The organism is Ralstonia psammae (genome assembly GCF_958405935.1).
GTDB lineage: Bacteria > Pseudomonadota > Gammaproteobacteria > Burkholderiales > Burkholderiaceae > Ralstonia > Ralstonia psammae.
The window spans coordinates 138,397-150,059 of record NZ_CATZBU010000008.1 but is presented as its reverse complement, the minus strand read 5'-3'; the positions used below and the strand labels follow the sequence as shown (position 1 = coordinate 150,059).

Below are 11,663 nucleotides of genomic sequence, written 5' to 3'. Positions count from 1 at the left end.
TGGTGCGCATGGTCAATTGCGAGCAAAACGCATGGATGTGCAAACGATTAGAGCGCAGGACGCGCGCCCGGGCTTGACGCAACGCAACGGTCAGCGTCAACCGGGCGATTGCTGTGCGCGCGCCGCCGCGGGTTCAATGCTGGCGCCACGCCAGCCACCGCCCAGCGCAAGGAACAGCGCTACCGTGTCTTGCAGGCACTGTGCACGCAACTGCAGCGTGCCAAGCACGGCTTGCTGGTACTGCAGATCGGCGCTCAACACCTGGAGATAGCCGGCAACTCCGGCACGGTAGTCGGCGTTGATTTCGTCCAGTGCGGTACTTGCCGCCGCCTGTGCGCGCAACTGTGCGTCAAGCTGCGCTGCATCGTGTTCCAGCGCACGCAGTACATCGGCCACCTGTTCAAAAGAGGCGAGCACCACCTGCCGATAGTTGGCATCGGCAGCCTGCAACGCCTGCCGGGAGGCGGAACGGCGAAAATACAGGGTACCGCCTTCAAACAGCGGGGCGACGAGGTTTGCCCCCACGCTCCAGGCGCCAGCTTTCGCACCAAACAGATCGGCGCTGCGGCCGCTCATCCGGGCGTAGTCTGCGCTGAGGATCAGGGTGGGCAACATCGCCGCCGTTGCAACACCCACCTCGGCGCTGGCCTGGTGCAGGCGCGCCTGTGCGGCCAGAACGTCGGGCCGCTGGCGCACCAGTTCAGAGGGCACCAGCGTGGGCAGGTCCACCGGCAATTGCAGCCCATTAAGCGCAACGTCTACGGCATCCGCCTCGGAAGGGAATTGGCCGCTCAACACCGCCTGCAGATGGGCAGCCTGGTCACGCTTCTGTTCCAGCGGTGGCAGCGATGCCTCCAACGCCGCCAATTGCCCGACAAGACTCAACTCGCTGGCATGCGGCATGACGCCCGCCTCAACCTGCGCGTGTGCGATCTCCACCTGCTCGCGCACCACGGCAATCAGGCTGCGCGTGGTGTCGATCTGCGCCCGATAGGCGGCATGGGCGATCACGGCGTTCACCAGGTTGCCGCTCAGCGTGAGGTAAGCAGCGGCCACCGCATACCTTTGTCCCTCTGCTTGCGCCGCCAGTGCTTCCACGGCCCGCCGATTGCCGCCAAAGATGTCGACCGCGTAGCTGATGGATGCGCCCAATGTCCACAGCGTAAACAGGCTCGGCGCCCCGGTCTGCCCGAGTCTGGCGGGCACCGCGGCCTGACGGGACACATCGGCGGATCCAGCCACCTGTGGGTAGAACACCCCGGCCCCAGCGCGCAACAGGTCTTGCGCGGCGCGCAGGTTGGCTTCTGCCTGCTGCAAGCCCGGGTTGGAGGCAATGGCTGCTTCCATGGCCTGATCAAGCGTCGGACTGCCGAAGGCGTGCCACCAGTCTGCCGGCACGGTTGCGGCAGTGAAGCGCTGCGCCACGCCATCTGCGGGGGTGGCTTGTGCAGGGTTTGCGTCACGAAGATAGCGATCGACGCCAGGTGCCGGCGGTGCGTGGAAATCCGGCCCGACGGCACAACCCGACACCACAAGCGCGGCGGCCATCGCCCGCGCCGCCGCTTTCACGATGCCCCCTGCAGATAGACGTCGACCAGTTGCCCCGGATAGACCGCAAGCTTGTCAGGTTGCTTGAAACGGAAAAGCAACGGAAGCACGCGCACATCCACGCGTTCGGAGCGCTGGTCGGACAACTGCACCTTGGGCGACACATAGGGCTGCACGCGCACGAATTCCAGCGGCACGCTGACATCGGTGCCACGCACGAACATGCGTGCCTGCACTGTGCCGGGCGGAAGGCGGTGCACCAGAATTTCGTCCACATACACGCGCACGGCCAGTTGGCTCTGGCCGGTGCTCATCGTGGCCAGTGGCACATTGGCCCGCGTATAGGCGTCATAGGTGCCCTGCGACGATACATAGCCTCCCGCTGCCGCGTTGACGGACATGACAACGCCATCCACCGGCGCTCGCACGACATATTTTTCGAGAAGCGCCGCTGCCGCAGCCGCGCCCTTCTGCAAGGCATCGCGCTGTTTTTGCAGCGTGCGAATGTCGTAGCTCCAGGCGCCGGCACGGGTCAGGTCGTACTGGCGCTGGGCCACAACAAGATTGCCGTGTGCCACGCGTACCGCGTTGGCGGCGTTGTCCATTGCATCGCGACTGACCGCCTTGGGGTTGAGCCTGGCAGCAGTTTCCAGCTTGTCCAACTGATCCTGCACGGTGCGCAGGCCGGCATCTGCGGCGCTCACCTGTGCACGGGTGACCTCCAGCGCTTCTTTGCGCGGTTGGGCCAGCAGCGCATTCAGCTGCGCATCGACGGCATCCGCTTGCGACTGCTGTTGCGCGGTCAGGGCGCGTTGCACGGAATCCTCAATCTGGATCAGCACATCGCCGCGCTTGACCGCCTGCCCTTCTTGCACGGCAATGCGCGCCACCGTGCCCGATACCTCGGCATACAGGTTCAGGTTGGCGCCGCTGGGCTGATCGCTTTCGACGATGCCGTTCGCATAGATGCCCGTCGCGTACGGATTGGCCGCCGGTTGAAAGACGGGGGGCAGCGGCGGGCTCTGCCGTGCGTAGTAGAGGGCCGCCCCAATCCCCGCCAGCGCGCCAATCACAGAGAGCACAAACAACCATCGGATCTTCATCGCATCTCTCCGTGTTCAATGCGGCTCAGCCTGCCATCCTCCATGTCGAGGATGCGGCTGGCCATGTCGAGGATGCGCGCGTCGTGCGTCACGATCACGATGCAGCGGTGCGCGTTCAGTATTTCCGTCTTCACAAACTGCATGATGGAACGGCCGGTATCGCCATCCAGCGATGCGGTGGGTTCATCCAGGATCAGGATGTCGGGCTGCGTGACGATGGCGCGTGCAATGGCCACACGCTGCTGCTCCCCACCGCTGAGCTTGACCGGCGGCAACTGGGCGCGGTTCTTCAGCCCCACCACATCGAGGTAGCGCATGGCCTGATCGAGCGCTGTGTCCCACGCGACGTGCCGCAGGATCAGCGGGATGGCGACGTTCTCGAGCGTGGTGAGGCGCGGGAACAGGTGATAGTCCTGAAACACGAAGCCGATCCTGCCCAGGCGGAAATCGGCCAGTGCGTCGGCGCCCAGGCTCCAGATGTCGACCCCGTCCACCACCGCGCGGCCGCCATCCGGGCGCAGGATGCCGGAGATCACGCTCAGCAGCGTGGTCTTGCCGCTGCCCGAAGGCCCGACGATGAACAGCATCTCGTTGAAGTAGGCCTCGAAACTGACCTCCATGAGCGCGCGCGTACGCGCCTCGCCCTCGCCAAACCATTTATCGAGGGCCTGCGCGGCAATGGCTACGTTGGCCACGATCAACCCCGGAAGATGTCGAAGGGCTCGATGTGCAGCACCTTGCGCACCCCGATGTAGCCCGAGATGCCGGCAATCACAATCACCATGGCCAGCGCCAGCATCAGGTTGGTGAACGTGATCATGGCTGCGTAGTCCGGAATGCGAAGGCGCACCAGTGCGATGGACATGGCGCACAGGCCGATCCCCAGCCCGTAGCCCACCAGCGCCACGAACGTGGCCTGGAAGACGATCATCGCCACCAACTCTCGCCCCTTGGCCCCGATGGCCTTGAGTGCGCCAAAGCGCTCAAGGTTTTCCAGGATGAAGGTGTAGAACGTCTGCCCCGATATCGACAGCCCCACCACGAAGCTGATCACCGTCATCAGCAGGATGTTGGTGCCAAGCCCCGTCTGGTACGTATAGAAGTGCGAGATGCGACTGATGAACTCTTCTTTGGTCAGGGCGCGATAACCGAGCCGGTCTACCGCACGTTCGATCGCTGCAATGTCGGCCTCGGTCTTGGGCTCGATCAGGATGTACGACATGGTGTAGCGCGTGCTGGGCAGGTATTGCACAGCGCGACGGTACGTTGTGTACAGGGTGGGCACGCCAAACAATCCGCTGGCGGCGACCTTGCCAATGCCGACGATCACCCCTCGATGGTCATTGACCTCGAACTCGGTGCCGATATGCGGGTTTTCCAGTTTCCCGAACTCGGCGTCCTGAATGACGATGAAGGCGTTCTCGCCATACAGATCCTGAATTCGGCCACTGAGCATGCGCGGGCGCCCGAACAGGCTGGTGTCGTCGATGCCCACGACGGTCACGGGCTGATAGGTGCCGCTGCGCAGGCGCACAAGCGCGCCGCCTGAATACAGCGGCACGGCAAACTTCACACCGTGAATGCTGCGTACCGCGTCAAGGACGTAATCCGGCATGCCGATCGAATTCGCCACGGTGTTGACAGCCGGGTCCATGACCCACATGCGTGCGCCGATGTTGTACACGGCAGACGAAGACCGGTTCAGCACGCCCGCAAACAGCGACGTCATCTCGATCATCAGAAACACTGCAAACGTAATGCCGACCAGCAGACCGCTCAACTTGGCCTTGTCATTGACCAGCAGCTTGTAGGCGAGTTTGAGAATGGCTTGCACATGGCCCCCTTGGCCATGCACGGCAGACAGGGGTGCGCCCCGGGGTGATATCGACCGGCCGATGCATGTGCATCAACGATAGCGATTCGGGGGCGGCGGCCTTTGATGTGTCGCAAGGCCGGGTTGAGTCTTGCGGGGAGTGCGCTACAGCGTATCGTCGTCAGAAAACAAGCGATGACGTATCGCGTAGCGCACAAGGGCCGCTTCGCTGGAGAGTTGCAGCTTGTCCATCAACCGCATCTTGTAGGTGCTGATGGTCTTGGCGCTCACACACAGGCTGGTGGCGATTTCGGTCAAGGGCTCGCCACGCACCAGCCGGCGATAGACCTCCATCTCACGGTCGGACAGGCGCGTGTGGGCTGCCGCCTCGCTAGGCTCGCCCAGGCTGTGCGCGAGCTTCTCCGCCATGGGCGGACTGACATAGGTGCCGCCATTCGCCACTTTCTGCAGCGCGGTGACCAGTTCGGTCGCGGCGCTTTCCTTCGTCAGGTAACCGGCTGCGCCCGCACGGAAGGCGCGCGCCACGTACTGTTCTTCCGCGTGCATGGTCAGCACCAGCACGCGCACCCTGGGGTGATCGTCGTGCAGCTGCCTGAGCAGCTCCAGCCCGCTGCGTCCCGGCATCGAAAGGTCGAGCACGATCACCTGCGGTTGATGCTCACGCACCAGTTGCACGACCTGCGTACCGTCGGAGGCTTCGCATGCGACTTCGAAATCTCCCGCGCGCTCCAGGATATGGCGCACGCCATCGCGCATCACGGCATGATCGTCGGCGATCATCACGCGAATCATGTCCGTGCCTCCTCGGTGGCTTCGCGAACGACGGGAAAGCAGACGCTCAAGCAAAAACCGCCGCCTGGCGCGTGTGTGATCGTTGCCTGCCCGCCCAGTAACCGAGCCCGCTCGCGGATGCCAAGCAACCCCAACGGCTTGCGTTCACCCACCGCCGGAGGCGCCCCACTCCAGCCATGTCCATTGTCTTGAATAGACAGCTCGAGCACGTCGTCCTGCTGCGAGAACTCGATCTCGACGCGCGTGGCATCGGCGTGGCGCACGACATTGTTGAGCGCCTCCTGCACGATTCGAAAGACCGAGATGGCGGCGCGCTCGTTCATTGCCAGCTCTTGTGCTTGCACATTCACGACCAGGCCAAAGCGTTGGCGAAAATTCTTGGCCATCCATTCGATGGACGGCACCAGCCCCAGCTCGTCGAGCAATGGTGGCCGCAGGTCCGCTGAGATCTGCCGCACGGCAACAATCGTCTCGTCGATCACGTGTTGCATGGCCTGGGTCTGATCGATGAGCGCCTTGCCACTCTGTGCGGCCTGCAGATCCGCCGCCAGCAGTGAAATGTCCATCTTGAGCGCGCTCAGGCGTTGGCCCAGGTCGTCGTGCAGCTCACGGGCGATGCGGTGCCGCTCCTCTTCCCGCGCGGCCAGAATGCTGTCCGACAGATGTTGCAGTTCTTCCTGGGAGCGCCGCAGTGCCGCTTCGGCGCGGACACGCTCCGTGGTGTCGCGCAGCATCACCGTGAAGAGCTTGCCGCCGTTCACCTCGATCTGTGAAATCGACGCTTCGATTGGGAATTCCCGCCCATCGGTATGCAGGGCAAACAGCGGGCGCTGCTTACCCATCTGGCGCTCCGATACACCCGTCACCCCGAAGCGCCTTACATGCGCTTCGTGCGCGCCGCGAAACCGCGCGGGAATAAAGTCTGACAGGGGGCGGCCGATGGCATGACGCGCCGAACAACCGAACAGTGTTTCGGCCATGGGATTGAACAGCACGATGCGCTGCGTGTCATCGACGGAAATGATGGCCTCCATGGACGACCGGATGATGCCGGCCAGCCGGGCTTCGCTCTTTGCGAGGTACGAAAGATCTCGCGCGACGGCGGCTCGCAACTTCCGCAGCCGCAGCCAATAGAACACCAGTGCGACAACCGTGGAAATACTTGCCGAGGCTATCAAAATGAACGCAGCATCCCCTGCCTGGAGGGCGAACGTCAGCCGAGCAACCGACGCGGCCAGCAGCAAAACGGCCAGCACCCCCACCACGAGTTCGGCTGAGGTGGATTGCAACTGCAGCAGGCGCCTGTGCGTTGCCTTCGAGGATTGAGGTTCTTGCTCCGCCACCGAACACCATCAAAAGGCCGCGATGCAATCAACATAGCCCATTCCTCAGGCTGGAGATACTAGCCATGTGAAGGAGACGCCCCCCGGGAAACCCTGCCGCCGTTGTCAGGGAACCCTGACAACGGCATGGCGCATCCCGACGACCATCTCAGCGCAGCCTGATTTCGCGCAAACGCCGCGCCTCCGATACTGTGCATACGGACACCAGGCCTTGATGGAAGGCAGTGACCGGATACCCACCACCTCACCGAGGATGTGTGGCTAAGAGACCACAGACGCCTTCCGGAGCCGCCCCATGATTCCGCGCACCATCGAGTCCCCTGCCCCCCTCGAAACTCGCCATCCCGCTGCGCATCCGCAGCTCAGGCTCGTCCGCGACATAACGCAGGCTCGCCAGACAACGTCACTCATCCCCAGCAGCCAGTGCGCCAATTGCATGATGCACTGGGCCTGCATCGCGAGCGCTGTGCCATCCGCACAACGCGAACAGCTGGACCACATGGTGCACACGTGGCGCAAGATCGCCAGGGGCGAAGCCCTCTTTCGGGCGGGGGATACTTTCCACGCGCTGTATGCCATCCGGTCCGGATCGTTCAAGACAGTGGTATCGCACCCCAACGGCGCAAATCACGTCACCGGATTCCAACTGGCGGGTGAAACGCTTGGGCTCGACGGCATTGCCGCCGATCGCCACACCTGCGATGCGATTGCCCTGGAAGACAGCACCGTCTGCTCCATGCCCTTCCATTGCATCGAAGACCTGTGCCAGGACATCCGCCCACTCCAGCATCGCCTTCATCAATTGATGGCCGAAGAGATCGTGCGCGAGTCGGGGCTCATGCTGCTGCTCGCCGGGTTGAGCGCGGAAGCGCGTGTTGCCACCTTCCTGCTGAACCTCTCCACGCGCATGCAGGACCGCGGGTACTCCGCTTTGAGCTTCACCCTGCGCATGACCCGCGAGGAAATCGGCAGCTACCTTGGCATGCAACTGGAGACCGTCAGCCGTGCGCTGTCGAGGTTCCAGCGCGAAGGCTGGATCATCGTGAGCGGCAAGAACATCGAGCTGACTGACATGGCGGCGCTCACGGAGCTTTGATCGCCCTGCCCGCCACAAAAGAATGACGCCGCCCCGCTTTTTCTGGTGGGGCGGCGTGTTTGCATTCCTGCCCGATGTCCAACCTGACGGTTACGGCGCGATCTGGAGATGATCTATCACTTCCGTCACGCCAGGTGCGGACCATGCCGCGCCCTTGGCCGCGCGCCGCTCCGATGCGGAACCGATGTGGCCGCTGAGCGTCACCGTGCTGCCCTGAACGGAGACGCGGATGTGGTCGGCTTCACGCGCGGCATGCCGCTTGAGCGCCGCGCCGATCTGCTCGGCAACATTGGCCGGCACCACGCGCGCTTTGATCTGCAGCCGATTGATCAGGCCCGCTACACCGCGCAGCGATCCCACCGCATGCGCTGCCTGTTCGCTCTGGTAGGGCCAGTCCACCTCACCCGAGAGCGTCACCCAGCCGTTTTCGACCAGCACCTCGATGCGGTTGGACGGCAGGCTGACCTGCCATTCAAGCGCGTCACGGGCCGCTTGAGCAACATCTGCGTCCGTGTGTGCTCCCGGCAGGCGAACTTCGACTTTCTGCACGACACCACGCACGCCAGCCACACGTTCGGCTGCATGCTCGGCTGCGAGCTTCTCCATGTAGCTGTGCACGTGGCCGGTCAGTGTCACCACGCCGTTTTCCACTTCCACACCAATCGCTGCGGCATCCACCGCAGGTTCCCAAAGCAGTTCGTCGTTGACGTCCTGCTTGATACCCAAATCGCTTTTCATCACTCGCTCCTGCTAGGTCCTGCTAGAGATCGTCGCCTCGCTATGCCCAGCGGCGCTCATGCGCCGTTTGACAAGATAGACAGCGCATGGCGGTCGGCTGGGCTTGCAGGCGCAAAAACGGAATCGCTTCGCCACAATCGACGCAGATACCGTAGTTGTGCTGCTGCATGCGCTCGCGTGCAGCGCTCAGCTCCTCAAGCTCGCTTCGGTAACGGGCGAGCATGACGTCGTTCGTCTGGTCCCCTGCCTCTTCATCAGCAAGCTCCGCGTTTTCGAACGGCGCTTCACGCGGCACCGGCTCAGCAGATGCTCCCAACGCGGCCAACTGGCGCTGCACGCGCGCTTCCTGCTCGTCGAGCAAACTCCTCAGCCGGCCCCATTGCGCCTCGGTAAAGCGGGTCATGCCCAGTCTCCTACGGTTGATTCAGTGTCAAACTGCGTGCCCGGCTTCAGGCCTCCGTTGGTGAGAGCCAGGCCGGCCGCTGTCTGGATTGCTCCCACCGGCCAGCGGTCTTCACCTGATCGATAAAGCCCGCCATCTCTTCCTGCGACAACCCGCTGAGCACGTCGCGCTGGAACAGCGCTAGCACCGGCGCCGGAATGGTGGCAGTGATGCGCATGATCTCTTCGACAGCCCTGAACGCCCCGCGGGCCGCCATGACACAAATCACGGACAACTGCCTGGACGCCGGCAATTGGTCAGCCAGGAAGTCCCGCATGGGCGACGCCAGGTGGCCCATCCAGATGGGTGCGATCACGATGACGTGTTCGACTTCATCAAGCGGTGGACCTTCATAGCGGTACTTGGCGCGCGCATGGAATACCGTTTCGATCACGCAGCGCGCATCGCCCAGGAAGCCGGCGCGCGGATGTTCGTCCGTCACTTCGGCAAGTTGCCATCCGCTCTGCGCAGCCATCTGCTCTGCCACCTGACGTGCCGTACCGGTGCGCGAGTAGTACACGATCAGCTTCTTTTCCATCTCGTACTCCAGGGATTTCAAAAGCAATGGAACGGGTCAATTGCCTCTAGGAGCCGACCCACATCTGATCGACGACGGCACGCACGCCCGGCGCGTCCCATGCGGCCTCACGGGCCGCACGGCACTCGTTGAGGTTGCGCAGCGGCCCGTACAAGGTCACCGTCCCTTCCGCCACGGAAACACTGAGGCGCGAGGCGTCGACCGCAGCTTGGCGTTGCAGCGCCTTTGCAATGCGATCGCACAGATCGGCTGGACCCGCAGCGGGGCGCAATGTCAGCGCATTGGCCACAGACTTCACGCCGCGCACCTTGCGCACGGTGTCCAGCGCCGCGCGACGCTGGAAGTCCTGGTCGACTTCGCCGCGCAGGGTCACGGCCCCGTCTTCGACGGTGATCCGGACGGCATCCGGCGGCACCGATGCATTCCAATGCAACGCACTGCTGATCGCCTGTGCAATCTCGTCATCCGGGCGTTCCATATCCGGCGGCATCCTTACATCCACATGGACGACAAGCGCGGTCACGCCGGCAACACGCCGGATCGCCTCTTCAGCGGCGTGCTTGTCGGCAAACGTGTCGACGCCACCGGAGAGTGTGATGACGCCGTCCTTGGCCTGCACGGCAAAGCGACTGGCATCCACCGCCGGGTCCCATTGCAATTCTTCTTCGACATCGTGCTTGAGCTGGATATCGTTCTTCATGGGGATCTCCTAAGATTCCATCCCGGTCGAGGCCTAGTGCGACATCAGCGCCGGCACAGTCATCGTCTTCAGCAGCGTGCGTGTCACCCCGCCCAGCACCAGTTCGCGCAGGCGGCTGTGCCCGTAGGCGCCCATCACGATCAGATCGGCATTGAAATCGGCCGCCCGAGAGAGCAGCAATTCACCCACGGCGGCGTCGGAATCTGCGCAGTCGGCCTCTTCCACCGTCGTATGGATGCCGCGCGCGTTCAGCGCACGTGCTACCTGACCCACCGTGGTTTCTTCTGCCCAGTGCCTTGGCCGGGTGCTGGTGATCTGCAGCACGCGCACATTCGCGCCGGTCATCATTGGCATGGCATCGTGCAGCGCGCGCGCCGATTCGCGCCCACCGTTCCAGGCCACCAGCACGCGCTGTGGCAACGCCGTGAAGTTGCCCGCATACGGCACAACCAGCACCGGGCGGCCCGACTCCAAGACCAGTGTTTCCACAAAGTCGACGGCGATGAATTCATCCGCGTCGTCGTGGTTCCGTTGTCCGACGACCAGAAGATCGGCCTCCCGTGCTTCACGCAGCACCAGCGCCACAGGGTCGCCTTCCACTGCACGCCACTCCGTTTCCACGGAAAGCGCCTCCGTCGCCTGGCGAAAGCGCGCGTGCACGGCATCCCGGATGCTGTCCCGCCGGATGCGGTCTTCCTCCAGATAGCGGGCAGCGTTCTCCATCATGTAGAACCAGCTGAGGCTTGGCGCAAAGCTCGCATAGATGCCGACAAGTTTGGCGTTGTGCGCCTGTGCGTACTGCGCCGCAAGGTTGAGGCGGTGCATGGCGCGTTCGCTGCGGTCCAGATGCACCATCACGCTGGCGTAGCTCATGGTCAGATCCCGATGTCGTGTCAGAAGATGAGTCACCCGGTTAGGCAATGACGGCATTGCTCAGGGGTTCCGTAGCCGCGTGCGGTGTTTCCGACGGCAATGCGCGGACCAGCAGCACCGGCAGCGTGCTCAGGCGTATCACGCTCTCGGCCACACTGCCCAGCAGCAAACGCTGGAAGCCGCGTCGCCCATGCGTGCCCAGCACCACGGCTTGGGCACCGACGTTGTGGGCCGCCTGCTCAATGGCAGTCCCGATATCGAACGTCCCGATGGGATCGTCAACCACCACGCTGTGGACGTGCACGCCTGCCTTTTCGGCCTTGGCACGCGCGTCGGCAACGATTTGTTTGCCTTGTTTGACCAGTGCCTCGGTAAAGGCGCCGACATCGATATAGCCAACGTCGTACATCAGATACGAGTTGTCGATCACGTGGGCGATGACCAGCTCAGAACCAAGCTTTTGTGCAAGCTGGATTGCCTCATCCAGCGCGCGATTTGCCGTAGGACTGCCATCCACCGCTACCAGAATCCTGTCGTACATGATGTGCCTCCAACGAATCCGTTATCTGCCCCCAGCGGGCTGGCTGAATTCCATGTTGGACCACTTGGCGGATCACCCCTTGATTTACATCAGCGTTTGGCTAGCCGGACCGGTG

13 protein-coding genes are annotated in these 11,663 nt (G+C 63.2%); 1 reads left to right on the top strand and 12 read right to left on the bottom strand.

Annotated features, from left to right (window positions below):
• Positions 1–96 precede the first annotated feature (96 nt).
• The 6 genes from R2N16_RS16970 to R2N16_RS16945 form a co-directional block, all read right to left on the bottom strand.
• Positions 97–1,548 carry an efflux transporter outer membrane subunit gene (locus tag R2N16_RS16970; RefSeq protein WP_428984139.1) on the bottom strand — a complete coding sequence of 484 codons (1,452 nt, stop codon included), beginning with the start codon at positions 1,546–1,548 and terminating at the stop codon, positions 97–99.
• A 17-nt stretch (positions 1,549–1,565) separates the two neighbouring features.
• Positions 1,566–2,651: an HlyD family secretion protein gene (locus tag R2N16_RS16965; protein WP_316666932.1), complete on the bottom strand. Its 1,086-nt coding sequence runs from the start codon at positions 2,649–2,651 to the stop codon at positions 1,566–1,568.
• A complete protein-coding gene (locus R2N16_RS16960; protein WP_428984138.1) occupies positions 2,648–3,346 on the bottom strand; it encodes an ABC transporter ATP-binding protein in 699 nt (232 codons plus the stop codon). Before R2N16_RS16960 ends, R2N16_RS16965 begins: the two co-directional genes overlap by 4 nt.
• 2 nt (positions 3,347–3,348) lie before the next feature.
• Entirely contained in the window at positions 3,349–4,485 is a 1,137-nt protein-coding gene (locus tag R2N16_RS16955; protein ID WP_316666929.1) for an ABC transporter permease, read from the bottom strand.
• 144 nt (positions 4,486–4,629) lie between these two features.
• Complete coding sequence (locus R2N16_RS16950) at positions 4,630–5,277, bottom strand: response regulator (protein ID WP_316666928.1); 648 nt, start codon at positions 5,275–5,277, stop codon at positions 4,630–4,632.
• On the bottom strand, positions 5,274–6,620 hold the full coding sequence (locus R2N16_RS16945; RefSeq protein ID WP_316666927.1) for a PAS domain-containing sensor histidine kinase: 1,347 nt from the start codon (positions 6,618–6,620) through the stop codon (positions 5,274–5,276). Before R2N16_RS16945 ends, R2N16_RS16950 begins: the two co-directional genes overlap by 4 nt.
• 295 nt (positions 6,621–6,915) lie before the next feature.
• Between R2N16_RS16945 and R2N16_RS16940 the strand changes: the two genes are divergently transcribed.
• Positions 6,916–7,716 (top strand): helix-turn-helix domain-containing protein, encoded by an 801-nt coding sequence (locus R2N16_RS16940; protein ID WP_316666926.1) that lies wholly within the window; start codon positions 6,916–6,918, stop codon positions 7,714–7,716.
• Between the two features lie 90 nt (positions 7,717–7,806).
• On the opposite strand, the gene R2N16_RS16935 is transcribed toward R2N16_RS16940, so the two are convergent.
• The 6 genes from R2N16_RS16935 to R2N16_RS16910 are packed head-to-tail and all read right to left on the bottom strand — an operon-like array spanning position 7,807 to position 11,548.
• Complete coding sequence (locus tag R2N16_RS16935) at positions 7,807–8,454, bottom strand: BON domain-containing protein (protein ID WP_316666925.1); 648 nt, start codon at positions 8,452–8,454, stop codon at positions 7,807–7,809.
• 40 nt (positions 8,455–8,494) lie between these two features.
• Positions 8,495–8,857: a TraR/DksA family transcriptional regulator gene (locus R2N16_RS16930; protein WP_316666924.1), complete on the bottom strand. Its 363-nt coding sequence runs from the start codon at positions 8,855–8,857 to the stop codon at positions 8,495–8,497.
• 46 nt (positions 8,858–8,903) lie between these two features.
• Entirely contained in the window at positions 8,904–9,434 is a 531-nt protein-coding gene (locus R2N16_RS16925; RefSeq protein WP_316666923.1) for a flavodoxin family protein, read from the bottom strand.
• 46 nt (positions 9,435–9,480) lie between these two features.
• Entirely contained in the window at positions 9,481–10,134 is a 654-nt protein-coding gene (locus tag R2N16_RS16920; protein WP_316666922.1) for a BON domain-containing protein, read from the bottom strand.
• Positions 10,135–10,167: 33 nt separating this feature from the next.
• Positions 10,168–11,007, bottom strand: a complete 840-nt coding sequence (locus R2N16_RS16915) for a universal stress protein (protein ID WP_316666921.1) — start codon at positions 11,005–11,007, stop codon at positions 10,168–10,170.
• A 40-nt stretch (positions 11,008–11,047) separates the two neighbouring features.
• Positions 11,048–11,548 carry a universal stress protein gene (locus R2N16_RS16910; RefSeq protein ID WP_316666920.1) on the bottom strand — a complete coding sequence of 167 codons (501 nt, stop codon included), beginning with the start codon at positions 11,546–11,548 and terminating at the stop codon, positions 11,048–11,050.
• Positions 11,549–11,663: the final 115 nt, after the last annotated feature.

What these genes read in the sequence shown, in the direction of transcription:
- R2N16_RS16970 (WP_428984139.1), bottom strand. Translation starts at nt 1,548, where the DNA reads ATGGCCGCCGCGCTTGTGGTGTCGGGTTGTGCCGTCGGGCCGGATTTC.
- R2N16_RS16965 (WP_316666932.1), bottom strand. Translation starts at nt 2,651, where the DNA reads ATGAAGATCCGATGGTTGTTTGTGCTCTCTGTGATTGGCGCGCTGGCG.
- R2N16_RS16950 (WP_316666928.1), bottom strand. Translation starts at nt 5,277, where the DNA reads ATGATTCGCGTGATGATCGCCGACGATCATGCCGTGATGCGCGATGGC.
- R2N16_RS16940 (WP_316666926.1), top strand. Translation starts at nt 6,916, where the DNA reads ATGATTCCGCGCACCATCGAGTCCCCTGCCCCCCTCGAAACTCGCCAT.
- R2N16_RS16935 (WP_316666925.1), bottom strand. Translation starts at nt 8,454, where the DNA reads ATGAAAAGCGATTTGGGTATCAAGCAGGACGTCAACGACGAACTGCTT.
- R2N16_RS16930 (WP_316666924.1), bottom strand. Translation starts at nt 8,857, where the DNA reads ATGACCCGCTTTACCGAGGCGCAATGGGGCCGGCTGAGGAGTTTGCTC.
- R2N16_RS16925 (WP_316666923.1), bottom strand. Translation starts at nt 9,434, where the DNA reads ATGGAAAAGAAGCTGATCGTGTACTACTCGCGCACCGGTACGGCACGT.
- R2N16_RS16920 (WP_316666922.1), bottom strand. Translation starts at nt 10,134, where the DNA reads ATGAAGAACGATATCCAGCTCAAGCACGATGTCGAAGAAGAATTGCAA.
- R2N16_RS16915 (WP_316666921.1), bottom strand. Translation starts at nt 11,007, where the DNA reads ATGAGCTACGCCAGCGTGATGGTGCATCTGGACCGCAGCGAACGCGCC.
- R2N16_RS16910 (WP_316666920.1), bottom strand. Translation starts at nt 11,548, where the DNA reads ATGTACGACAGGATTCTGGTAGCGGTGGATGGCAGTCCTACGGCAAAT.